The organism is Vreelandella venusta (assembly GCF_007989605.1).
GTDB classification, from domain to species: domain Bacteria; phylum Pseudomonadota; class Gammaproteobacteria; order Pseudomonadales; family Halomonadaceae; genus Vreelandella; species Vreelandella venusta.
The window spans coordinates 270,119-294,166 of record NZ_BJUL01000004.1; the positions used below are offsets into that span (position 1 = coordinate 270,119).

The following is a 24,048-nucleotide window of genomic DNA, read 5'->3' on the forward strand; positions in this document are numbered from 1 at the left end:
AGGTTTTTAACATTCCTCTGTCATGGTTACATACAACGTTTGTATTGGCTACCAGCGCTCTTGACGAGGAATTAACCCTTCTTCGGATAACTCAAAAACCCATACAAGAAGCTCTGCAATCACCTGATATAAATTTGCCGGAACCTCGGCATCGAGATCTAACTGCATCAGCAGTGCTACAAGCTCAGGTGCATCGTGCACATAAATACCTTGGCGCTGAGCCTCCGCCATAATCCGCTCCGCCAGCTCGCCGTAACCCTTTGCGATCACTCTCGGTGCCTGATCTCTGTCTTGATAGGCTAGCGCGACAGCTTGGCGACGATGTTCACCCGAGGTCGTCATCATGGCCCTCCAAGGCGGCATAATGTGCTCGCACCTGAACACTGCGAAAATCTAACGCCTGCAGACGTTTTTCTAATCGCTCACTGCCCAGCTCTAAAGACTGGTATGTCGACGCCGTATCTGTGGTTAGATCGATGCTTAACGCTGACTGGTAAAGCCTGATGGAGGCGCTGAACGCTCCCAGGTTAGGCACGTCGAGCTGCATATCTGACTGCCAGACACCATCCTCCTCCGCCTCTTGCTGGGCGCTTTCGCGCTCCCCTTCCCGAGTGGGCATATGAATGACTAATGCCATGAAAATACCGGCCCACACATCCCCTTCCCAGCGAAGAACCGGCATCACAAGCATATCGAGCTGCTGACGCACTAAGCTCTGCAAACTTTCATGCACAATCTCACGGCCACCGCGCGCTAGCGAACTCTCTTCCATCGCCATATCAATGCTGACGGCAGCGCTTGCAGAGACATTGGCAGACACACGCTCAGGCTGTGCGCCTGTTGGCAGGGTATTACCTGGCATAAGCGCGGCAGGGCGGATCAAATTAGCTTGCTCACTTGCCACAGGTATCAGCAGCGAATTCGGCAATATGGCAACGTTTGTATGACTTTTCCCTAATGCGGCACTTGGCGCAAAAGGAGGCATTACAAACGAGGCCATACTGGCAGGCAACATTACTCGCGAACCTGTCTGCATCTGCGGTTCTCGCAGCAACTGCTGCCGGGAAAACTCGCCTTGAAACCATCGCTTCAAATGCGACTCGTAAAACAGCCCGCTATCCCGAATGCTGCCTTCTAACCGACTCGCCAGTGCCGTCGCAGAGGGCGCTTCCGCCGATCCCATCAGCGGCGCCTGGGGGCGCACCATTGCTGGTGGCGCAGGAAAACGCAACAAGACATCGGCGATGGTGCGCGCCGCTGGGCTAAAGTGAGTTTGCGTTGAGCCTAGTAGTGGATTGGCTGTCTCTCCCTTAGCGGCGGGCAGCCGTTGCCCATCAAGCGTAGATGGCAGACGCCTAAGGTCATCAAGAGGTGACGATAGCGGGCGCCCATCCAGGCTTGCATCGCCTTGCAGTGCGCGCGGCCCCTCACCCGGTGGCACTGGCTGCACGGGCGCGTTAAGAGGACGCTGGGACAGCTCGCCCTTACGCCCAAGCACTTGGTGCATGAGCGTATCAATAAGTGGCGTAATGCCACTCACGTAGCTTCCTCTTCCTGATCGTTATCGAAAAGCGTCGCATTCGCTTGCTGAGGCGCATAAGCACGATGCAAACTTCGTTGACGTTGAGAAACACCTATCAGCTTGCCTAGCTCATCTCGCCTAGCCACCAAACGGCGACGAATTTCAACATCGTGCTCAAGAATGCTTTCCAGTAACTCTGTTTTTTGCCTCCGGCCATCATCATCAAGCACGGTCTCTTCATCATGTTTACGCAACGCTTCAACGGACATCACATAGTGAGTACGTTGTTCGATAAGCTCTGCCCACTGCTCCGCATTCGCGAGCTCGTGCATTTTTGTCACACAGATGAGTAGCTTGGCGTACGCTTCAATAAGCGCTTGCTGGGCATTTTCACGAGCAGTTTCAGAAGCCGACATGCTTTGCCTCACGCACTTTGCTGTTGACCGATTTCACGCCATGCAGAGGCGATGTCTTCAAGCAAACGTTCTGCTTGGTTGAGGCTGTCTTCATCATTTCGAAGGTTTGCGGCTAACAATAAACGGGAAATGTAGTCATAGAGAGAAGCCAAGCGCTCAGCAATATCACCGCCCTTCTCTTGATCCAGCGCAGCAACCAAGCCGTTGTTAATAATATCCAGCGCCTTGGAAATCGACTTTCCTTTTTCGGCCGTGTGACCTGCCTGCATATGAATACGCGCCGCACGGATGGCCGCCTGAGCACCATCAAACAGCATTACAATAAGCTGATGAGGATCAGCTGACATAACGCCGCTTTCCACGCCAACGCGGGCGTAGGCATTGGCACCTCGGCCATAAGCGGCGCCACCGCGAGAGTATGTCATAAGCGGGCTCTCCTTTATTAATGTGAGTAACAGCCACACAAGCAGCGACGCGCGCTGTTCCACGTTAACTGTTTCGCGTTCAAAATCGAGTTTATTGGCTCGGCTATAACTATTATCGGCGCCTGACTAATAGACTTTAATGTTTAACTTACTTTTCGCTCAGAAAGTTTCGCTCTCTTTGCCAAGCAGTAAATGGCTATGTAGACACCGCTACTTCACGCATTGGCTTACCCAGCCTTTCTAGAACGTCACCCCGCAGCGTATCGCCCAACGTTTCACGCATGGGTGACGTCGCCTGGTGAGTCAGCACGACTTCAGCCGGCGCCCCCTGTGCATCAAGGCGAACAATCCAAGCCATTTGCTCGCTGGAAAAATGCGCCAGCGCCCCCACCGGCAGGGGCTTGAAATGCTCGATGTAACGCTTGGTCCAGCGGGGATCAAATTGATGAGGATGGCTCAACAAGTGACGATAAATTTGCTGCACCGTTTTAGCGGGCCGGTCAGCTCGATCACGGCGCATCGCCTCTATCACATCGACCACAGCACTCGCCTTGGCTAGCTCGTTAATATCACTACCGGTTAAGCCATCAGGGTAGCCACTCCCATCCAGCCGTTCGTTAATACCGCCAATCACCGCTTGGGCAACGGCAGTAGAAAGCCACTGACAGTGCTGAAGACGATCTAACAACAACGCCACATGCTCGCTCATAGCTTGGCGATGAACGGCTTCGAATTGCGGCGCTTTGAACAGTATTTGCGGAACGAGGGCTTTACCAAGATCATGCACTAAACCACTCGCTACAATCGCTTTGCGCACATCACGGGGCATATTGGCACCCACTAAATCGAGCAAGTGCACGGCGACTGCAATCCCATGGCGAACGAGAAGCGGCTCCGGCGACATGCAGCGTGTCGCAAATAGCAGTGCTTCACGGTCCTCTTCATGAAGCAGCAAAAGGCGGTCGGCATTACGCGATAGTTGGCGAGAATCGATGTCGCTGCCTTGCTGCAAAAGCAGCAGTTGAGCATCCAAATAAGCCGCTACTTTCACCAAGCGCCGCGCCATGGGTGTTGCATAGCGCCGAATATCACGCCGCCCAACATGCTCCCCCCCTGCCGTACGTTTGCCAGGCTGCTCGAATAGCGGCGATGGCTGACGATCATCCTGCACTTCTTTTTTATAACGGGCGGCTTCGCGCTCGATTTCACAGACAAAATACCAAATTTGCCGCTCTTGCTCCGAGGCGCAGTTCATAAAACGGAAGCCTACGCGCAATAGGTGCCGCTCAGGATCGGTTTTTTGATGGCGCGGAACGCCCTGCACTTCAAAATACGTGCCATCTGGAAACGTAAAAGCCAGCGTTAGCGGCAGGTCAGCATCAGCCAACACCCCACTAGCAGTCAGCGGCAGCTCTATCTGGCAGCCATCCTGGGAAAGATCGCGCAGCTCTCCGTAAACCCTATCCTCGCCTTCGCCACATATTGAAGCGGGCACGACCATGCCTAAACGCAGCTCAGCGCGAAACGATTCGCGACGCTGGAGCACCTCCAGAGTCGCCGGATAGTCGCTACAACATAAAAAGCGCCCACCCACATGGCGGGTTTCGGTTAATGACAGAAACGGCGTGCGCACCACTTTGCCCTGGGAGTAGCCGCGCAGGAAAAAAAGCTCACCTTGCTGTAAGCAATCTAGCAAATGATCGACCGAGGATAAGTCCATCACTAACGTCTTGCCGGCGTACTGCTCCATCAACACGATAGGTTCTGGGCGCGCATCAGCGGAGGCCAAACAAAGCGACACTCCGCCACCTTCGATCATGGTATTTAACAGGGAGCTTACTGCGGTTGGACTGGTAACTCTTTCATATTCATCTTGTTGGACTGACATTCTCGTCTCGCTCGCTACCACGTTGTTATTACGTCACACCCAAAAAAAGGCAACAGAGCCTATCAGCAGCTTTTGGGCTGCCGTTTTAACGACCACACCCCTTCGCTATACAACAATAAAGTTTTTAGCCCCCTTGCCGATAACAGTGAAGAGGCCTATAGCTACGATTCGATGGCCTTACCATCTTATTGCCACCACGCCGCGTGGCTTTTTTCTAAAGGATTCCGTCTATGGGCCCCTTGTTAATTGATGAGCTAATCTCGATAGCAACAACTCCCTACCCACCAACACTTTCCCAATCAGCCACCCCAAACACATCGTCACCGCAGGCACCTGGCGTCGCAGGCGTTGACGGAGAACAGCCCGAACTCCTCAGCGTAAGCAAAGAGTCACTTACGGCACCGATACAGCGGATCAACGAAGCCTTTCGGCCACGGGGGTTGGAGTTTGAGCTAAGCGAGCAATCCGGGCGCGTCATTACGAAAGTCATCGACCGCGAAACCGGTGATGTTATTCGTCAAATACCCGCCGAAGAGGTGTTGCTCGTCGCAGAGCGACTGGGAGAGTTACAAGGACGAATTATTTCTCTAGAAGCCTGATCGAGCGATAGGAGAGGTTACTTCGTCATGACCAGTGATCTCTCTTGCTTACACTACTAGCCAGTCAATTCTTCACTATTCTCACTAGCGCTTGTGGCTCATTTTTTCGACGCCAACGAATAATGCTATCTAGACCTGCATATTCATTACGTCGCGATAGGCCGTTACCAGGCGGTTACGCACTTGAAGGCCCATCTGAAAAGCAACGCTCGCTTTCTGCATGTCGACCATCACGTCGTTCAGTTCAACATTCGGCTCACCTGCCTGAAAAGCCGTCGCTTTTGCGTTAGCAGCCTGTTGTAAGCGATTGATACGCTGAATAGACGCCTGCAACTCACTACCAAAACTGCCCTGACCCACCGCCGTGGCAATATGCTCACCCTTGATTGGCTGGGCTGCCTGGGTAGCTAAACCTTGCATTTGCTGCAGCGTTGACTGTATGGCAGGTGAACTCATAAGTACGACTCGTCCGGAGGAAAGTGGAGTAATACCAAAAGCCTATCACTGGTAGTACAACACTCATACGTACAAATACGCATTAAAAGCCAACCTGTTCGTTCATTTATGCTCGACCTGCCCCAGGATAATGGCGTCCATCACAATTCCGCTTCATCTTTTTAGCGGATAATCGCGATTGACGGATATTAGCCTATGCCTTCTTTGGTGATGCGCCTGAGCCGTCATCAGTTTTGCCTGTCCTCGTGGGGGCACGCATGAGCGAAACTGGTGCTACGGCAGGCCGTCAGAACAGTACGACACAAAATGCCCCCCGCAGCGGAACGGCAGACAATGACACCAAAGGCCTCTCAACGGCTCAGCGCACGTTAAAACAGCTACGTGGCAACCCGTTGGTTGTGCTGCTGATCGCGGCTGCAGCGTCTATTGCGATTGTTGCTGCGCTTTTCATGTGGGCTAGCAGCCCTGAGTATCGGGTTCTGTATAGCAACCTGAATGAAGCCGATGGTGGGCGTATCATTGCGGAGCTGGATAGCCGCGGCGTTCCCTATCAATTCAGCCAGGGCGGCCAAGCGCTGTTAATACCCAGCGATCAGGTGCACACGCTAAGGTTACAACTTGCTGAGCAAGGGCTCCCCCGTGGCGGTAACCTGGGCTTTGAGTTGATGGAGAATCAAGCCTTTGGTATCAGCCAGTTTGCTGAACAAGTTAACTTTCAGCGCGGCCTTGAAGGCGAGCTGTCTCGCTCCATTGAATCACTAGGCCCCGTCGATAAGGTTCGCGTTCATCTTTCGATGGCCAAGCCGTCAGTCTTTATTCGTGATCGTGAGCCAGCCAAAGCGTCCGTTGTACTAACGATGTTGCCTGGACGTGTGCTGGGCGAGGGGCAAGTTAGCGCTATTGTCCATATGGTATCCAGCAGTGTTCCTGAGCTAGCTCCGGAAGACGTCACCATTGTGGATCAAAATGGTCGCCTGCTTTCGTCTACAGCGTCACAAGGCAACGACCTGGACGGCTCTCAACTGGCCTACATCGCAGAAGTCGAACGCTCCTATCAGCGCCGTATCGAAAATATCCTGACCCCCATCCTTGGCAATGACAACGTACGCGCCCAGGTAGCGGCACAGATCGACTTTTCTCGTCGTGAACAGACCTCTGAGCGCTACGCCCCCAACCAAGCCCCCAATGAGTCCGCGGTTCGCAGCCGTCAGCTTAGCCTGTCGTACGATGGTGAGGATCCTCTGGCGACAGGTATTCCAGGGGCATTAAGCAATACCCCGCCCGGTGTTGCGCCATCACCAATCAATCAGCCCGACGCGGATGAAGAGGATGCCGAAGTACCTGACAACGCCTTGCAGAACCTGCGTCAAGATGACGTGGTGAACTATGAAGTTGACCGCAGCATTGAACATATTCAGCACCGCCTTGGCCAGGTAGAGCGCCTATCGGCAGCGGTTGTCGTGAACTTCCGTCAGGTTATCAATGACGAGGGCGAAGCAGAGCAAGTCGCCCTAAGCCCAGAAGAGGTTGCTCAGTTGGAGCGCTTGGTTCAACAGGCCATGGGCTTTTCGCAAGCGCGTGGCGATCAGGTGGAAGTCGTCAACACGCCGTTCGTCAGTGTCGATGACAGCGCGTCTGACGTCGCTTGGTGGCAACAGCCGGAGACGCTGTCGATTGCATCAACCTTGGGCCGCTATCTGCTTGTCGCCCTGGCAACGCTATTGCTCTATTTGCTGATTCTACGGCCACTGATCAAACGCTATACCCAGCCACCGGTGATGGCTGCCGCCATGCCTGGCAGTACGTTTAGCGCCAGCGTTGGAGGCGAAAGCGAAGAAGATGAGCAAGAGAACGAGGCATCTGCGTCTGGTGAAGACGACGATACCTACAGCAATAAGCCCAAACGGCGGCGCAAAACCTCGCTGTACGAACACAATCTTAACGACCTGCGTGAAATGGCCCAGGAAGATCCCCGTATGGTCGCAATGATTATCCGCAGCTGGATGAACACTCATGAGTAGCCCGATTGCCGAGATGACCGGTGCACGCAAAAGCGCCATTCTCTTGCTTGCGCTGGACGAAGATAGCGCGGCGGAGGTCTTTAAGTACCTCAGCGCCAGCGAAGTACAAGACATCAGTCTGGAAATGGCTCGCTTGCATCAAGTCTCACACGAAGACATGAAAGCAGTGCTGGAAGCCTTCCATAAAGAAAGCGAAGAGTTTGTGGCGCTAAACCTCAACTCTAGTGAGCATATTCGTTCGGTACTTACCAAAGCGCTGGGGAGCGAACGTGCCACCAGCCTTATCGAAGATATTCTCGAGACCACGGGCGGCAACTCCGGCATTGATGCACTGAATCTCATGGAAGCCTCCATGGTGTCTGAGCTGATTCGTGACGAACATCCGCAGATTATCGCCACTATTCTGGTTCATCTGGATCGGCACCAGGCGGCCGATATTCTTGAGCTGTTTGAAGAGAAGCTGCGTAACGATGTGGTATTGCGTATCGCGACGTTCAGCGGCGTTCAGCCAGCCGCACTGCAAGAGTTAACAGAAGTGCTGACCAGCATGCTGGATGGCCAAAACCTCAAGCGCAGCAAGATGGGTGGCGTAAGAACGGCCGCCGAAATTCTCAACTTAATGAATTCGTCTCAAGAAGAAGTCGCCATCGAAACCGTGCGCTCTCACAGCGAAGACTTGGCGCAAAAAATTATCGACGAAATGTTCCTATTCGAGAACCTACTCGACCTGGACAACCGCGCTATTCAGATGGTGCTTCAAGAAGTCGAAACCAACTCTCTGGTGGTGGCCCTCAAGGGTGCTCAGGAGGCGTTGGTCGACAAGTTCCTACGCAATATGTCCCAGCGAGCTGCCGATCTTGTTCGCGAAGACATGGAAGCCCGAGGCCCTATTCGCGTTTCACAGGTAGAAACCGAGCAGAAAGCTATTTTGCAGGTGGTGCGCCGCTTAGCGGATTCCGGTGAAATCGTCTTAGCTGGCGGGGACGATGAGTATGTCTAACGCCAAAACGCCTGAATTTGACCGTCACGGTAGTTGGCGACGCTGGCAAATGGATGAGTTAGCTGAGCAGACCAGCGGCTCACAAGCGGACGGCATACCAACGCCTTCCGCCCAGCAACGCAAAGTCGCGGCAGCCAAAAAAGCAGCCGAGCAGGCACGCCAACGTGAAGAGCAGGAACGCCAGGCGCTTTACGAACGCGTTCGCCAAGAAGCTGAGGAAGCGGGCTATCAGGATGGTTTGGCCCGAGGCCATCAAGAAGGTCTTGAACAAGGCCTTCGCGAAGGGCGTGCCCAAGCAGAGAGCGAGCTTGAACAACACATACGCAAAACCGTGGCGCCCTTACGCTCACTGGCAAAACAGTTTTCTGATGCACTAGAGCGTATTGATGAGACGGTGGCACATGACCTCGCCGAACTCGCGCTGGCAACCGGCAAGCAGTTAGCCGCAGATGCGCTACAAGAGCGTCCTGAGCAAATTCTTGAGGTCGTTCGTGAGCTGCTCCACACCGAGCCACCGCTCGTAGGCCAGCAACGTCTTTGGCTTAATCCGCAAGACCACGCGCTGGTTAAAGAGCATCTCGGTAGCGAGCTACAAGCAGCCAGTTGGTCACTGCAGCCAGATGATCAGCTCGCACGTGGTGGATGCCGGATCACCAGCGCTCAAGGAGAGCTGGACGCGACGTTTGAAAGTCGCTGGCAGGCAGCTGTTGCCCAGTTACGCAAACGCCATCACAACAGTGACTCACCATCCTCTACCCAGTAACACAAAGGTAAATGCACACGTTGATGAAACAGGTAATGCGATGAAACAGGTAATCCAATGAGCGAGGCGACCTGTCCGCACCTCTACCGCTGGCGCAAAGCACTGCACCGTACAACGCAGCGCGTTAGTCAGTTGCCTAACTACCGCACCAGTGGCCGTGTGATACGCGCCACGGGCATGGTCATTGAGGTAGTGGGGTTACGCGTAGCGGTGGGGAGTGCTTGCCGCATTGAATTACCTGGTGCAGATGGGCGGCTGAACGATAGCGACAAACATGCGGAAGCCGAAGTGGTTGGCTTTGCTGGCGACAAGCTGTTTCTTATGCCGCTAGAAGAAATTTCGGGCCTGATGCCGGGGGCCAGAGTCTCTCCACTTAGTGATGGCAGTGGCCACAGCGCCCGACGCTTTCCAATTGGCGATGAGTTGCTGGGGCGTGTGCTCGATGGCAATGGCAACCCGTTAGATGACCGTGAAAGTGTTGAGGATACGCCTCGCGCAACCCTTAATGCGACGCCACTTAATCCGCTTTCCCGAGCGCCTATTGATGCCCAGATTGACGTTGGCATCCGCGCCATCAACGCATTACTGAGCGTTGGCCGGGGGCAGCGCATGGGGCTTTTTGCTGGCTCTGGGGTAGGTAAATCCGTACTGCTCGGCATGATGGCTCGCTATACCCAGGCGGATGTCATCGTAGTGGGACTCATCGGCGAACGTGGTCGTGAGGTACAGGACTTCATCGACAACATCTTGGGGCCTGAGGGACGCAGGCGTGCTGTGGTCGTGGCAGCGCCCGCGGATACCTCACCACTCCAGCGCTTACAAGGAGCCGCTTACGCGACGCGGTTGGCCGAAGGTTTTCGCGATGCAGGGCGTGACGTTCTGCTGATTATGGATTCACTGACCCGCTACGCCATGGCACAGCGTGAGATTGCGCTCGCAATTGGTGAACCGCCCGCCACCAAAGGTTATCCACCTTCGGTGTTCGCTAAGCTACCCGGGCTTGTCGAGCGTGCTGGAAACGCTGAGCGCGGCGGCGGCTCAATCACCGCTTTTTATACGGTGCTGACCGAAGGCGATGATCAACAGGATCCTATTGCCGACTCAGCCAGGGCAATTCTTGATGGCCATATCGTGCTCTCACGCACGCTGGCCGAAGCGGGCCACTACCCGGCCATTGATATTGAAGCCTCAATCAGTCGTGCGATGACTGCCATTAGCTCTCCTGAACAGCTTCAAGAAGCCCGCACCTTTAAACAGCTTTTTTCACGCTATCAGCGCAATCGTGACTTGATCAGCGTAGGGGCTTATAGCCCAGGGCACGACCCAAGACTGGACGAGGCGGTGAACCGCTTCCCGTCATTGGAACGGTTCCTTCAGCAAAACATTGATGAGTGTGCAACGCTTGAAGCATCACGCCAAGCACTGCACGCGGTAGTGGGAGGTTAGCGATGAGTCATTCACAGCTCGACATGCTGACAGGCTTAGCCCGTGATGCGCGGGATAAAGCCGGGAAATTATTGGCAGAAGAACGACAAACGCAGCAACAAACAGAAGCGCAGCTGCAATCACTTAGCCGCTATCGCGTGGAGTATGCCGAGCGTTTACAGAAGGCGATGCGCGACGGCATCGACCCCGCCACCATGTACAACTATCAGCAGTTTCTGGCATCGCTGGATGCCGCCCTCAGCCGGGCACGGCAGGCGCTTGTAGCCCAGCAAAAACGTGTACAGCAAAGCCAACAGCATTGGCAACAGGAACAGCGCAAGCTCTCCTCCTACGATACGCTGACATCACGACGTTTATCCGAAGAGCATCGCCGCCAAGAACGTTACGAGCAAAAATCAAGCGATGACTTTGTAACGAACCGTTTAGCCCGCCAGCCGAATGATAAGGCGCATTAGCGCCACGCCGAGGAGCTGTATTTATGACTATTGAGCTATTGCTAACAATGCAGGGCCAGGGAGCTAACTCGTCATCAAGCTCTTCTGCAGCCCCAGGCTCTCCGCGTGCAGCGCAAGGCATGTTCCTACAGGCGTTTACGCAGGCTGCCAGCCAGCAGGCCCGCCCCTTCACTAGCGCCCAGGCAGAAAGCGCCCCCAAACTTTCACTGAGCGATATTGTTGAACAATTAGCATCACTTGATGGTGAGCTGGATGAGGAAACACTGTCGAGCATAGTGGCCACCGTAAGCGCTCAGGGGCAGGCTACCGACATGCTCTCTTCTGGTACTGATAGCGTTGCGCTTGCTCAAACGCTAGAAACGGCATCAGCAGCGCGAGAACCAGCCTGGGCACCAGAACAGGCTTCTTCGTCGCCTGCTGAAGGCACTGAGACGGTCGAGACAACCACGCAGATGACTATCGCAGAAGTCGCGTCGCGTTTAGCCCTCATCGCGTCATATTCTACGCCGTCAACCGCAAACCCTGCGGGCTCCGGTGCACACCCTGCGACGCCCTCAGCAGCAAGCTTAAGTCAGGCAACGGTCCAAACACCACCCGGTAACCTTGCGCCCAGCAACGCTTCTCCTGCCACCGTCGCTTTACTTGCAAGCACGGCCCTCGCTAGCGCTGCACCACCTGATGGGCAGGTAGCGCTAGCCGGCGAAAGAGCGGTTGCAGAAACACCACGAACAGCAACACAAACGCCAGCTAACGCTGCTGCATCAACAATAGCGCTGCTGCCTACCACTGGTTCAGCCACGGCTCCACCCAACAATACGGGTGAGCTGGCTCAGTCAGCGGTTGGCCCCTCGCTAACCAGTGCATTGGCAGCCACAGCACAGCAAGCGATTGGCGCCTCGCGCCCAACGGCATCAAGTGCTAAGGCGTTGCCAGCAGAAGCAGCGACCACGCCTGTTAACACCCCGACACTTGCGGCATCGCTGGAAACCATTCCTGCCCAACCGTTTACGACCATGCAGCCAGGCATGCATGCGCTGTCCCCGCTAAATACTGCACTGACGCCAACGGTGAATGCTGACGCGGTGGCCAGCTTGTTCGCTGAGGCAGAGACGGTGAGTGTCACCAGTAGTGCAAGCAAAGGCAGTGAGCAGGTATTACCTGCAGCGCTGACATCACAAAGCCAAGCCATGCCTAATAGCCCAGCGACAGCGACCTTAAATACGCCGCTGACCAGCCCCGCTTGGCCTTCCCAGTTAGGGCAGCAGTTAATTCAGTTTGCTCAGCGTGGCGGCGAACACCAAGTTAAAATGCAGCTTCACCCTGCTGAGCTAGGGCCATTATCGATCACGCTTAAGGTGACCGAACAGGGCACACAGGCACACTTTTTATCGTCACATGCCCCTGTTCGTCAGGCCCTTGAGCAAGCCATTCCTCAACTACGTGAAGCACTTGCTGAACAGGGCATTTCACTCGGTGAGACCTCTGTAGGTGAGCAGCAGACCCCGAACGAACAGGCTTTTGCCCAGCAAACGCCAGGAAAATCCGCTGGTAATCGAGGCGGTGAGTCAGGTAACGATAGCGCCCCTTCACTTACCGAGGTGAATGACCAAAGTAGCCAAGATGGCCGTGTCGATCTCTATGCTTAATGCTTAATTCCGACATTAGCGTTGAGTGTGACGGCTCTGATACTCACGCCATCAGGTAACTAAACCAAAAGATAGGCTCATCCAATGAGCTTGTTCATTTCATCACCTGTAACAGCGTTAGGCATAATGCTTGGCTAGTGTTACGGGTGAAATTTATGGGAACAGCAAATGGCAGAAGCAAGCGGCGGGTCTAAAAAACTGCTTTGGATAATGATTGTATTGGTACTGCTTTCGTCAGCGGGTGCAGCGGCAGCTATCTATTTGGTGCTGGATCAGCGCGGCGGCAATGCTGAACACGACGAAACACTGCAAAAAATTGAGCATGTACCGCCTGTCTTTACACGTATTGACCCATTTACTGTCAACCTGGCAGATGATCGCTATGGCTCCCGTTTGCTTTATACCGGCATTACGCTTCGGGTTGGCGACGAGCAAAGTAAGGCGATTATTGAAGAACACATGCCCCAGGTACGTAGCCGCTTGCTGATTTTATTATCCGGCAAACAGGCGAATGAGCTAACCTCCACTGAGGGGAAAGAAGCGCTGGCCCAAGCAATTATCAACCGCTTGAACGTCCCGCTTACCGAAAACCAGCCTCCACTAGACTTACGGGAAGTGCTGTTTACCGAATTCATTGTGCAATAACCCGGGAACTGGAGCCGTTCATGTCACAGGACGATCTACTGTCCCAGGAAGAAATTGATGCCTTACTAAAGGGCGTCAGTGGCGATGATGAGCCTGCGGCTCCGTCATCGTCCACCCAAGAGGAAGCGCGCGTTCGCCCCTACGATCCCGCGACACAGCATCGAGTGATTCGTGAGCGCTTACACGCGTTAGACTTTATCAATGAGCGTTTTGCACGCTACTTCCGCAATGGTCTATTCAACTTGATACGGCGCAGTGCCGATATCACCGTTGAGTCGGTGCGTTATCAGAGCTTTAGCGACTTTTCGCGCAATGTTCCAGTACCCACCAACTTGAACCTTGTATCAATGAAGCCGCTGCGCGGATCAGCACTCGTGGTCTTTCCACCTAACCTGGTGTTTATGGTGGTGGATAACTTGTTTGGTGGCGATGGTCGTTTCGTAACCAAATCGGATGGCCGCGAATTCACTAATACCGAGCAGCGTATTATCCAGCGCCTGCTCAACTTGGCCATTGATGCCTACCAAGAGGCGTGGAAGGTTGTTTATCCGTTAGAGGTGTTTTTTTTACGTTCCGAAGTGCAATCCAAGTTTGCCAACATCACCAACTCGCCCAATGAGATTGTGGTGAACACCAAGTTCAATATTGAAGTGGGCAACCTGTCGAGCAACTTTCAGATTTGTATGCCCTACGCCATGATTGAGCCGCTTAGGGATTTGCTCGCCAATCCGATTAATGACAGCAACCATGACCACGATGGCACATGGTCACGGCGCATGGCGAACGAGCTTCGCCAATCAGAAGTTGAGTTAGTCGCTGAATTTGCCCAAATACCCAGCCGCATTGCCCAAGTAATGGGGCTTAAAAAGGGCGATGTGTTGCCCATGGATATTCCCAATACGATCACCGCTCGCGTCGACGGTGTCCCGGTGATGGAGTGCGAGTACGGGAGCCAACAGCAGCAACGCGCATTACGCGTGCTACGTATGATCGACCATGCCGCTATGAATAACCTATCGTCCAAGGACTTTATTAAAGGTTCAACGCGACAGAAAGCCAAGGAACCCAAAGCATGACTGATCCAAATAAACCCGATCAAAAGGTCTCTGATGATGATTGGGCGGACGCCATGTCAGAGCAAGAAGAGCCCAGTTCGAGTGCCGATGCCGCAGGCGAGGAAGACCCATGGGCAGCGGCCATGGCCGAGCAAGAAGCCGCCGAGGAAGCAGACGACTCAAGCAGCAAGCCTGAGCCAGAAGCCCCTGCTGCTAAACCAGCAAGCGATGAAGTATTTCGCCCGCTAAGTGCTGAAAGTGGCCATGCCAAGTCTCGCGACTTGGAAATGATCATGGATATCCCGGTCAAGCTTACGGTGGAGTTAGGCCGCACCAAGCTAACCATCAAACAACTACTTGAACTTGCCCAGGGGTCAGTGATTGAGTTGGAAGGCCTCGCTGGTGAGCCCATGGATATTTTGATCAATGGCTATTTAATTGCCCAAGGGGAAGTAGTTGTGGTGGAAGATAAATACGGCATTCGCATCACAGAGATTATTACCCCCTCTGAGCGCATTCATAAACTCAACCGATGAGCGTCGCTTCCTCTTCTTCATCGAGCACCTCACTGGATGCCATTAGCGGTAGCGGTGATGCCTTAATCGGCATGGCAGCACTCGGCAAAACGGCCGCGGCACTCGCTCTGGTCATTGCCATTATTCTGCTATGCACAGCGGTACTCAAACGCTGGCAAACCGCCCGCTATCAACATGGTGCTCACTTAAAAATTGTGGGCAATACCGCGGTAGGCAATCGCGAGCGTATCGTCGTGGTTGAGATAGAGGATACGTGGCTGGTCGTCGGCGTTAGCAATGGGCGGATCACCAAACTGCACGAACGTCCTGCGCCGACAGATCGCCCCACTGCGTCACCCGCCGAGGCGCCTTCGCGGTTTTCTCAGCGTTTAGCCCAGGCCCTAGCCACCAGCCAGGGCAAACGCGATGCCGAGCCCCCCACCGCTTCCGATTCAAACCACACACCATGAGATTCGAGATGCACTTCGCTTGGCCTTATGGGCGGCGTTGGTGGCTAATACTTGCCACGATCGCCTGCTGCTTATTTGTTCTACCTGCTCATGCGCAGCAGCTTCCTGGACTGGTATCTCAACCTTTAGATAATGGTGGTCAGCAGTGGTCGCTGTCGTTACAAACGCTGCTATTTTTAAGCTCTCTGGCTTTTCTGCCAGCCATGCTGCTCATGATGACCAGCTTTACGCGCATTATTATTGTTCTTAGTTTGCTCAGAACAGCCATGGGTACCCAGGCCACGCCGCCAAACCAAGTTTTATTAGGTATCGCGTTGTTCTTGACGTTTTTTATTATGTCGCCTGTCTTAAACCAAGTGTACGACATCGCTTGGGTGCCGCTTACTAATGAAACGATCAATTTTGAAGAGTTCTTACTGCAGGCTCAGCAACCATTTCGTGAATTCATGCTCGCCCAGACCCGCGAGCCTGATTTAGCGCTTTTTGTGCGTCTTGCGGAGGTAGGCCCCATGCAAGGCCCCGAAGAGCTACCTATGCGGGTCTTACTGCCTGCCTTTAGTTACCAGTGAGCTTAAAACTGCCTTTCAGATTGGTTTTACTATTTTTATTCCTTTTCTGATTATCGACTTAGTGGTCGCTAGCACGCTGATGGCGCTCGGCATGATGATGGTGCCACCGATCACGATTTCACTGCCCTTTAAGCTCATGCTGTTTGTATTGGTCGATGGCTGGCAGTTGATTATCGGCTCGCTAGCAGAAAGCTTTTACATGATTTGAGCGTCGCGTTCAGCGGCCAGGAGTATCCATGACCCCGGAAATGGTGATGAGCATTGCTTACCAAGGCATGCGAGTAACGCTTTTTCTTGCAGGCCCTATGCTGCTGGCCGCCCTCTTCACCGGCCTTATCATTAGCTTGTTCCAGGCAGCAACCCAAATAAATGAAATGACGCTGACCTTCATTCCCAAAATATTAGCCGTCTTTGCCGTATTGGTACTTGCAGGGCCTTGGCTCCTCGGTTTGATCACCGACTTCACCCATCGCCTCTTCAGCAATATTCCCAGTATGGTGATGTAACGCCATGGTGGAGGTGACGTTCGCCCAGCTCCAGGCGTGGTTAGTGGCTTTCTTTTGGCCATTTGCACGTATTACTGCCTTTATGGCGGCTTCGCCTCTCTGGGGCCATTCCAGCGTTCCGAATCAGGCCAAGGTGGCGTTAGCCGCGATCATTGCCATTGTGATTGCCCCGATATTGCCTGCCATGCCTGATATTCCCATCGTGTCGTGGGCAAGCGTAGGTATCCTGGTTGAGCAACTGCTGATAGGCGTTGCGATTGGCTTAGTCATGCATATTGTTTTCGCCGTAGTGCAGGCAGCTGGTGAGTTTATCGGCTTGCAGATGGGTTTGGCGTTTGCCAGCTTTTTCGATATGTCGAGTGGCACCAATATCATGGTGCTATCGCGTATTCTTTATATGATTACGCTGTTGATGTTTCTGGCGATGAATGGCCACCTGATGGTGTTAGAAACGTTGATCATGAGCTTTGAAACACTCCCCATTGGCATTGGTGCCTTAAATCCGAATGCGTTTGAGCTGCTGGCGCGTTATGCAGGTACTATTTTTGCTTCCGGAATGCTGCTTGCGCTACCGCTGGTCGGCTCACTGTTGATCATTAACTTAGCACTCGGCATTCTCAACCGCTCAGCGCCGCAGTTGACGGTATTCAATATCGGTTTTCCCGCCTCATTAACCGTTGGGCTTATCCTGCTGATGGTATTAATGACAGACATCGGCCGCTTTTTACAGCAGCTCTTTAGCCAGGGGCTGGCCTTTATGCAGAGCCTGATCGAGACCATGGCACCACTAGGCTAGTGTGCAAAGCGCACCTGAAAAAGGCCCCAACCGCTAGCGGTTGGGGCCTTTTTTAATGCAACATCATGCACGACTAAAGCGTGGCCGATTTACATATAGTCGAACAACGACATGCCTTTAATATCGACGAATGCTTTCTGAGCAGCCTGAAGACCCACTTGGCGTAAACTATATTCAGAAATCGCTTCGACGTAATTCAAATCGACCAAGTCAGACAGGGTTTGCTCATAGTTAAGCTTTCGGTTGCTGCCTACCGCATCAATCACTTCCAGCTCATTCAGACGAGCACCCGCAGAAGCACGAACGGAAAGCACGTTATCGAGCGCATTATCAAGATCACGCATCGACGTATTAAGCGTATTACGTAACGCAGCTTTTTCCGTGGTGCTTTGGGCAGGCATTTCTAGCACGCTAATCGCTGCTTCCATAGTGCGAAACAGGTCCGCACCACGCTGCTCACTACCCGCCCGGGCAATTAAGATTTCATCATCGGGCTCGGCGCTGCCGGTAAGTGTGATATTAAGCCCAGCAAAACTAAGCTGCTGGCCGTCGCCAACATATTCACCACTGGCCACTAAATCAGCGGCGTCTTCCTGCCAGGCACCGTCGCTAAAACGTTGCACTTGATAGCTGATGCCGCTACCCAGCGCTGCATCTTCACTGAACACAACACGATAGCTGTCGCCATAGCCTGGAGCGTTAACATCGGTCAGCTGAGGCCCCTTGAAGGTAACGCCCCCGAGGTTTTCTGTACTAGCTTCAGCGATATAGCCAGCACCGCTGGGGACGCCCTGAAAAATCGAGGCACCATTTTCAGCAACAGGCATCAAACGCGAAGAATCGACACGCTGCTGGCGTGAATTGTTATCACCGTTATATTCCACGTTGCCGTCTGCCGATTTAACAAACGGCGGAGCATTATCTTTATAACCGCCGAATAAGTAGCGACCATTGCCATCGGTGGCATTCGCCTGACCCAGCATCGTTTCGTAAATGCCTTTTAGATCACTGGCAATGGATTCACGGTCCACATCGCTCAGCGTATCGCTAGAGGCTTGAATCAGCAGCGTTTTAGCACTAGTCACTGCATCACTGACACTGTTAAGAATGCTCTCAGTTTGCGACAGTGAATTGCGTGCCGAAACCCGAGCGTCTGAAAACTGCTGATTCATCGCCCTGGATTGATCAACGCCGACAGCACGTGATGCTGCCTGCGGATCATCGGAAGGATTCACCACGCGACGGCCACTGGCAATTTGCTGGCTAACTTTCAAGAAATCGCTTTGCTGCCGGTTAATAGAAGCCGTGCTCTGCTCAAACATAGTGACCGTACTAATACGCATCGCCTAAGCTCCTTATTAGTTCCGTAGATTCAAGATGGTATCCAGAATGGCACCTGCGGTATCAATCACGCGCGCATTCGCTTGGTAATATCGCTGATAGCGAATCAGGTTAGCCGCTTCTTCATCAAGATTAACACCCGACTCTGATTGCTGAACCGCTTCCAGTTGATCGGTTAGCCCTTGTCGAGCATCTAAATTCACCTGGACAATATTGGCACGGTTACCCACATCGCTAACAATGACGCCATACGCGCCGCTCACCGATGCGCTACCACCCACGATGGCTTTTTGCTGTAGATCCTGTAACGCCAAGGCATTGCGGTTATCGCCCGCGCCAGTAGCTACCCAATCGGCAGGGTCGTCTTCAGGATTGGCTGGCTTGCCTGCAGCGATACGGTCTAGCTCATTGATGGTGACATCCATATCGCTTGCGCCACGTCGCACCGGCTGCACTTCAAAACGGTCACCATCGTTAGGCGTGCCGCTAATCGTGAGCGCTACACCACCAAACGTCAGCGCACCGGTTCCCGCGTTCCAGTCAATATCGTCTACTGTTGCTCCGTTATCGTTACGCGTAACGGTAGGCGCACCACCCTCAAAGCGAACGGTGTAGTCCGTCGCGCGAAGCTGGTCAATCGTGTCGCTATCAAATTCGGCAGATTCAACGACGGCGGTGCCGCTGTTATTCGTATGACTAAACGTTTGGGGCGAGTACACGGCAAAAAAATCGCCACCTTGCTCACCATCCAGGTCGACACCCTGCTTGTGCTGCTCGTTAAACGCCAGTGATAGAGAAACCGCCAATTGGCCAATTTGGTTCTGAGTTTTATCCAGGGTTTCTGAACGAAATGTCATCAGACCACCCAGCGCGCCGCCTTTAATCGCTGACTCTTCTAACTGAGTCACGCCACCTTCACCATCACGATAAGCCACCACTGTACGCTGTGGATCAGCTTCTGATTGCATAGTTTCAAGCTTAAACGCGCTGGTACCCGTCACTAACGGCTGACCATTCGGCAAACTGAGGTTATAGCTTTTTCCATCTTGGATATTTAAGCGCATATCCATGCGTTCATTGAGCTCAGAAACCAAATGATCGCGCTGGTTCAACAGGCTATTGGGCGCTTCACCGCTACGCGCACGGGCCAGCGCAATTTCGCGATTTAGGCCGGCAATTTGTTCGGTCGTGTTATTTATCTGAAAAACTTCATCTTTGATTTGGCTATTGATGTTGCTCTGCATATCTTGCAGATAACCATCAAAGGAGCGGAATTGGGCGCTGAGAGTATTGGCTGAGCCAACAACGCCTTGGCGGGCAGCAGGATCCGCTGGTGCACTGGCCAAATCTTCCAAAGAGGAGAAAAACGACTGCATTAATGGCGACAAGCCCGCTTCTCGATCCGCAAGCAAGTTATCAATTTGGGTGATTTGGTTGTGATAAGTCGCCAGTGCGCTTGATTGAGTTTTGGCGCTGTTAAGCTGGCTCGAGACATACGTATTAAACTGGCGTTCGATACTGTTGACCTTAACGCCACCGCCTACAGCCCCTTGGCCAAGCTGAGCCACCTCACGATTATACCCAGGCGTATAAACATTACTTATATTGTTGCTGGTGGTATTGAGGGCATTTTGCGCCACATTAAGGCCGCTTAAGCCGATTGAAAACATGCTCATGGTCAATTCCTTAGGCCGATAAGTTGTCTATCGGCAGTGCGCAGCAAAACTTAAATCACACGTTAGCGGGAATCTGCGAGAAACTCGCGCCCCGTCGCTATCGGCCCCATGGTGTTCATGACAGCGACGAGTTTATTGGCATAGTGGGGGTCCGTCGCATAACCGCCTCGCTGTAGTTCATGAGCGGCTTGATGCGCATCAGCGGCCTGCACTACGCCCGCGTAGCGTGGGTTGTTGCCGATCAAATTGGCATAGTCGGTAAACGCATGCTCAAACGAGTCATAGACGCGGAAAGAGTCCACAACCTGGACTCGACGGCCGTTAATATACTCGTGGGTGACAATATCGGTCGTTTTACCCTGCCAATGACTGCCCGCCTTAATACCAAACAAGTTGTGGCTATTGCCGCCGTGTTGCGTGGCAATTTCATGGCGGCCCCAGCCTGTTTCCAGCGCTGCTTGTGCCAGAATTAGTTCGGCTGGCACCCCGGTGGCATCACTGGCAGCCTGGGCTGGAGCGGCCAATGTCGTTAAGAAGCGCTGAACATGATCGGGTGCATGACTGAAACTGCCTGGTGTCACGGCGGAAGTGGGCGTAGCCGTTGAGGCAACGGCCGATGCCGTGTTGGTATTGCTGGTCTCAGCGGCTGAGCGTTGGCTAATCGCATCTAGTTCAGCCAAGAACCGCCCACCACTCGATGCTGGCGCATAACCACCGCGATTCGGCTGCAGTGGCTCATCCAACACCCTCGGGGTACCGCGTGGTATACCCGCGATCAGCGCTTGCAGTTCTTGGTCAGCGCTACCTGACTTGTGATTGACCAGTCCTTGGCGCTGCAGCTGCTCCACCAGCATATCCGCCAATCCCATGCCTTTAGACGAGACTACTTGCGACCACTGCTGATCTAACATCTGCTGGTAAGTATCCGTTGTCGAACTGCTCAACAGACCAGAAGAAGGAATAGCATCGCGCATGCTTTTCATCATCATCTGCACAAATAGGGCTTCAAACTGCTGGGCAGCGCCGTGTACACCGGCATCAGGATCCACTCGGGCGTTGTGCTGCAGGCGCTGAAAGCCGTTCATGTCCAGCGCGAATTGGCTGGTCATATCGCCAATGCTCATTTAAATAACCTCAAGCTCTGCGCGAAGCGATCCAGCGGCCTTCAGCGCTTCAAGAATCGACATTAAGTCTTGGGGTGTGGCTCCCAATGCGTTGAGTGCATTGACCACTTCATTCAATTGGGCACCTTCTACGATTTGCAAAAACGCTTCCTGCTGCTCAATTTCAATATCCGTATTGGGCACAACCACCGTTTCACCCTCACCAAAGGGAGCCGGCTGGCTAACCCCGAACTGGGTATCAATCATGATAGAGAGGTTGCCGTGGGCAACGGCTGCTTGGCGCAGGGTGACAGCGCTATTCATAACGACGGACCCCGTTCGCGCATTAAGTACGACCCGTGCGGGCGCCTCCATAGGTGTCACCTGCACATTTTCTACACGTGCCATGAAGTTAACCCGAGCGTTTTCATCCACCGGGCCATCAAGTGCAATCACCCGCCCATTACGCGCATACGCTACCGACTGGCCAAATTCGTTATTAATGGCCGTTACCATGCGCTGTACCGTGCCAAAATCTGACTCATTAAGCTGTAACTCTAACCGTCCGCCGTTACCGCCAAGATTTAGCGGCACTTCCCGCTCAACCAACGCCCCATTAGGAATGCGTCCGGATGCCTGTTGATTGATCTGAACACTGCTGCCGCCTGATTGAGCGCCTGCGCCACCCACAAGCATATTGCCCTGGGCAATAGCGTAGGTATCACCATCAGCACCTTTCAGTGGCGTCATTAACAGCGTTCCGCCACGTAAGCTGCGGGCGTTAGCAATCGAAGACACCACGATATCCAAACGCTGACCTGGGCGTGAGAACGGCGGTAAGTCAGCGGTGACCATGACCGCAGCAACGTTGCGCAGCTGTAAGTTAGTACCTGCTGGCACCGTTACGCCTAGCTGAGAGAGCATGTTCGTCAAGCTTTGGCTGGTAAACGGCGCCTGGGTAGTTTGGTCACCGGTGCTATCCAGCCCCACGACCAAACCATAGCCAACCAACTGGTTATCACGCACCCCGGCAAAGCTTGATAGTTCACGCACCCGTTCCGCTGCGGCTGGCATCGCTAGTACACAACTAACGGCAAAGAGTGCCGTCAACATAACGACACTACGTAGCCTGTGCTTAACACCACGATAACGGTTTAACTGCATAGCCATGATAGGTCTCTGTTAGCGGGCCGAGTAACTGGCTTAAAACGGCGATACATTTAAGAAAAAGCGCTGTAACCAGCCCATGTGCTGCGCCTCATTGATATAGCCATCGCCGACATATTCAATTCTTGCGTCTGCCACTTGGGTTGAAGGCACGGTATTTTGCGCGGTAATTGTGCGAGGGTTAACCACCCCAGAGAAGCGAATGAATTCTGTTCCCTGGTTAATCGCGATCTGCTTTTCGCCGCGTACCCGCAAGTTACCGTTATTCATCACCTCTAATACCGATACGGTGATAGTGCCCGTGAAGGTATTATTAGCTTGAGAGCCGCCGCCACCCGCAAAGTCACTCGCCCCCGATATATCAAAACCGTACTCGGCCAATGTATCCAGCACATCAGGCAGCTGCGCAAGCTCTAGGCTGGCACTCCCCGAACGATCCGCATTGGAACGGGCATTTTTGCTAGCACTTACCTCTTCATCGAGCACAATGGTCAAAATATCGCCAATAGAGCGCGGACGGCGATCTTCAAACAGCGGCTGATAACCCCGGCGCGCTTGATAAATGGAGCCATTAGCGATCGGCGGCGGCCGGTCCACAATGGTAATTTGCTCTTGCTCACCGACCACCGAGGCTCGCGGAATTTGCGCGCAACCCGCCGCAAACAACAGAAACAGCGCAAGGCCAACTAACAAAAAACGACGTGAAGCAGCGTGTAAATCCAACATAATGCGACCTGTTAGTAAGCCCTGTTTAGTAAGCCCTATTCATCAATACCGTTAGAGCTGGCTCAAGCGCGCTAACATTTCGTCGCTGGTCGATACCGCCTTACTATTAATTTCGTAGGCGCGCTGGGTTTGGATCATATTGACCATTTCCTCAACCACATTGACGTTCGAGGTTTCTACATAGCCTTGGAATAACCTGCCAGCCCCATTATTGCCGGGAACATTTTGGTTAGGCGCACCAGAAGCACCTGTTTCCAAGTACAAATTGCCGCCAACGCTCTCCAGGCCTGCTGGATTAATAAACGACGCTACGTTGATCTGGCCAATATCAGCATCTTGGGCGATACCTGGTTGGCGTACACTGACCGTACCGTCTTCACCAATCGTGACCGACAAGGCGTTAGCAGGAATAAAAATAGCCGGCTCTAATGGATAACCATTAGCAGTCACCATTTGACCATTTTCATTGAGCTGAAAACTGCCGTCGCGGGTGTAACCAACGGTGCCATCAGGCAGTAACACTTGAAAAAAGCCTTCTCCATTGATCGCCAGATCGCGGGAGTTACTGGTTTCTTCGAGGCCACCTTGGGTATGCAGGCGCTCAGTCGCCACCGCACGCACACCGGTACCTATTTGCATCCCAGAAGGCAGGCGATCCTGAATATTATTTTGCGCACCAGGCTGGCGCATATTTTGATAAAGCAGATCTTCAAACACAGGGCGGGAACGTTTAAACCCGTTTGTGCTTACGTTCGCTAGGTTATTGGAAATCACATCTAGCTTGGTTTGCTGAGACTCTAGCCCCGTCTTGGCTGTCCACAACGACTTAATCATAAGCGTGC

At 53.4% G+C, this 24,048-nt stretch carries 25 protein-coding genes and 1 pseudogene; 14 read left to right on the top strand and 12 right to left on the bottom strand.

Annotated features, from left to right (window positions below):
- Positions 1-48: 48 nt before the first annotated feature.
- From HVE01_RS06585 to HVE01_RS06605, 5 genes are all read right to left on the bottom strand, one after another.
- Positions 49-342 (bottom strand): EscU/YscU/HrcU family type III secretion system export apparatus switch protein, encoded by a 294-nt coding sequence (locus tag HVE01_RS06585; protein ID WP_125753376.1) that lies wholly within the window; start codon positions 340-342, stop codon positions 49-51.
- Entirely contained in the window at positions 326-778 is a 453-nt protein-coding gene (fliK, locus tag HVE01_RS20155; protein WP_422822483.1) for a flagellar hook-length control protein FliK, read from the bottom strand. The genes HVE01_RS06585 and fliK overlap by 17 nt, the downstream gene beginning before the upstream one ends.
- Positions 779-1,536: 758 nt before the next feature.
- Complete coding sequence (gene fliT, locus HVE01_RS06595) at positions 1,537-1,938, bottom strand: flagellar protein FliT (RefSeq protein WP_146943083.1); 402 nt, start codon at positions 1,936-1,938, stop codon at positions 1,537-1,539.
- A gap of 8 nt (positions 1,939-1,946) precedes the next feature.
- The gene (gene fliS / locus HVE01_RS06600; protein WP_125744821.1) at positions 1,947-2,363 is read right to left on the bottom strand and encodes a flagellar export chaperone FliS; all 417 of its coding nucleotides are present in this window, start codon (positions 2,361-2,363) and stop codon (positions 1,947-1,949) included.
- Between the two features lie 196 nt (positions 2,364-2,559).
- Positions 2,560-4,251 carry an HD domain-containing phosphohydrolase gene (locus HVE01_RS06605; protein ID WP_146943085.1) on the bottom strand — a complete coding sequence of 564 codons (1,692 nt, stop codon included), beginning with the start codon at positions 4,249-4,251 and terminating at the stop codon, positions 2,560-2,562.
- A 230-nt stretch (positions 4,252-4,481) separates the two neighbouring features.
- Between HVE01_RS06605 and HVE01_RS06610 the strand changes: the two genes are divergently transcribed.
- Positions 4,482-4,850 (top strand): flagellar protein FlaG, encoded by a 369-nt coding sequence (locus HVE01_RS06610; protein ID WP_125744817.1) that lies wholly within the window; start codon positions 4,482-4,484, stop codon positions 4,848-4,850.
- Between the two features lie 129 nt (positions 4,851-4,979).
- Here HVE01_RS06610 and fliE read toward each other — a convergent pair whose 3' ends face one another.
- Positions 4,980-5,306: a flagellar hook-basal body complex protein FliE gene (gene fliE, locus HVE01_RS06615; RefSeq protein WP_125744815.1), complete on the bottom strand. Its 327-nt coding sequence runs from the start codon at positions 5,304-5,306 to the stop codon at positions 4,980-4,982.
- 257 nt (positions 5,307-5,563) lie between these two features.
- Here fliE and fliF point away from each other — a divergent pair, with 257 nt between their 5' ends.
- From fliF to fliR, 13 genes and pseudogenes are all read left to right on the top strand, one after another.
- A complete protein-coding gene (gene fliF, locus HVE01_RS06620; protein ID WP_146943087.1) occupies positions 5,564-7,327 on the top strand; it encodes a flagellar basal-body MS-ring/collar protein FliF in 1,764 nt (587 codons plus the stop codon).
- Positions 7,320-8,327, top strand: coding sequence for a flagellar motor switch protein FliG (gene fliG, locus HVE01_RS06625; protein ID WP_089040071.1), 1,008 nt, complete (start codon positions 7,320-7,322; stop codon positions 8,325-8,327). The genes fliF and fliG overlap by 8 nt, the downstream gene beginning before the upstream one ends.
- Positions 8,320-9,090 (top strand): flagellar assembly protein FliH, encoded by a 771-nt coding sequence (locus HVE01_RS06630; RefSeq protein ID WP_146943089.1) that lies wholly within the window; start codon positions 8,320-8,322, stop codon positions 9,088-9,090. Before fliG ends, HVE01_RS06630 begins: the two co-directional genes overlap by 8 nt.
- 57 nt (positions 9,091-9,147) lie before the next feature.
- Entirely contained in the window at positions 9,148-10,536 is a 1,389-nt protein-coding gene (gene fliI / locus HVE01_RS06635) for a flagellar protein export ATPase FliI (RefSeq protein WP_146943091.1), read from the top strand.
- 2 nt (positions 10,537-10,538) lie between these two features.
- Positions 10,539-10,991 (top strand): flagellar export protein FliJ, encoded by a 453-nt coding sequence (fliJ, locus tag HVE01_RS06640; RefSeq protein ID WP_146943093.1) that lies wholly within the window; start codon positions 10,539-10,541, stop codon positions 10,989-10,991.
- A 23-nt stretch (positions 10,992-11,014) separates the two neighbouring features.
- Positions 11,015-12,637, top strand: coding sequence for a flagellar hook-length control protein FliK (locus HVE01_RS06645; RefSeq protein ID WP_146943095.1), 1,623 nt, complete (start codon positions 11,015-11,017; stop codon positions 12,635-12,637).
- A gap of 168 nt (positions 12,638-12,805) precedes the next feature.
- Complete coding sequence (gene fliL, locus HVE01_RS06650) at positions 12,806-13,282, top strand: flagellar basal body-associated protein FliL (protein ID WP_125744803.1); 477 nt, start codon at positions 12,806-12,808, stop codon at positions 13,280-13,282.
- Between the two features lie 20 nt (positions 13,283-13,302).
- Positions 13,303-14,358: a flagellar motor switch protein FliM gene (gene fliM, locus HVE01_RS06655; protein ID WP_125744801.1), complete on the top strand. Its 1,056-nt coding sequence runs from the start codon at positions 13,303-13,305 to the stop codon at positions 14,356-14,358.
- The gene (gene fliN, locus HVE01_RS06660) at positions 14,355-14,873 is read left to right on the top strand and encodes a flagellar motor switch protein FliN (RefSeq protein ID WP_146943097.1); all 519 of its coding nucleotides are present in this window, start codon (positions 14,355-14,357) and stop codon (positions 14,871-14,873) included. The genes fliM and fliN overlap by 4 nt, the downstream gene beginning before the upstream one ends.
- Entirely contained in the window at positions 14,870-15,322 is a 453-nt protein-coding gene (gene fliO / locus HVE01_RS06665) for a flagellar biosynthetic protein FliO (RefSeq protein WP_125744797.1), read from the top strand. Before fliN ends, fliO begins: the two co-directional genes overlap by 4 nt.
- 8 nt (positions 15,323-15,330) lie before the next feature.
- A pseudogene (fliP, locus tag HVE01_RS06670) lies at positions 15,331-16,099 on the top strand (flagellar type III secretion system pore protein FliP).
- A 28-nt stretch (positions 16,100-16,127) separates the two neighbouring features.
- A complete protein-coding gene (fliQ, locus tag HVE01_RS06675; RefSeq protein ID WP_125744795.1) occupies positions 16,128-16,397 on the top strand; it encodes a flagellar biosynthesis protein FliQ in 270 nt (89 codons plus the stop codon).
- Positions 16,398-16,401: 4 nt separating this feature from the next.
- A complete protein-coding gene (fliR, locus tag HVE01_RS06680) occupies positions 16,402-17,193 on the top strand; it encodes a flagellar biosynthetic protein FliR (protein WP_146943099.1) in 792 nt (263 codons plus the stop codon).
- Between the two features lie 89 nt (positions 17,194-17,282).
- Here the strand turns inward: fliR and flgL are convergent, their stop codons facing one another.
- From flgL to flgG, 6 genes are all read right to left on the bottom strand, one after another.
- Positions 17,283-18,536, bottom strand: a complete 1,254-nt coding sequence (flgL, locus tag HVE01_RS06685) for a flagellar hook-associated protein FlgL (protein ID WP_146943101.1) — start codon at positions 18,534-18,536, stop codon at positions 17,283-17,285.
- A 15-nt stretch (positions 18,537-18,551) separates the two neighbouring features.
- On the bottom strand, positions 18,552-20,210 hold the full coding sequence (flgK, locus tag HVE01_RS06690) for a flagellar hook-associated protein FlgK (protein ID WP_146943103.1): 1,659 nt from the start codon (positions 20,208-20,210) through the stop codon (positions 18,552-18,554).
- Positions 20,211-20,272: 62 nt separating this feature from the next.
- Positions 20,273-21,334, bottom strand: coding sequence for a flagellar assembly peptidoglycan hydrolase FlgJ (gene flgJ / locus HVE01_RS06695; RefSeq protein ID WP_146943105.1), 1,062 nt, complete (start codon positions 21,332-21,334; stop codon positions 20,273-20,275).
- Entirely contained in the window at positions 21,335-22,426 is a 1,092-nt protein-coding gene (locus HVE01_RS06700) for a flagellar basal body P-ring protein FlgI (RefSeq protein ID WP_171880225.1), read from the bottom strand.
- Between the two features lie 90 nt (positions 22,427-22,516).
- Positions 22,517-23,206 (bottom strand): flagellar basal body L-ring protein FlgH, encoded by a 690-nt coding sequence (locus HVE01_RS06705; protein ID WP_125744785.1) that lies wholly within the window; start codon positions 23,204-23,206, stop codon positions 22,517-22,519.
- A 51-nt stretch (positions 23,207-23,257) separates the two neighbouring features.
- Positions 23,258-24,040 (bottom strand): flagellar basal-body rod protein FlgG, encoded by a 783-nt coding sequence (gene flgG, locus HVE01_RS06710; RefSeq protein WP_089040084.1) that lies wholly within the window; start codon positions 24,038-24,040, stop codon positions 23,258-23,260.
- Positions 24,041-24,048 lie beyond the last annotated feature (8 nt).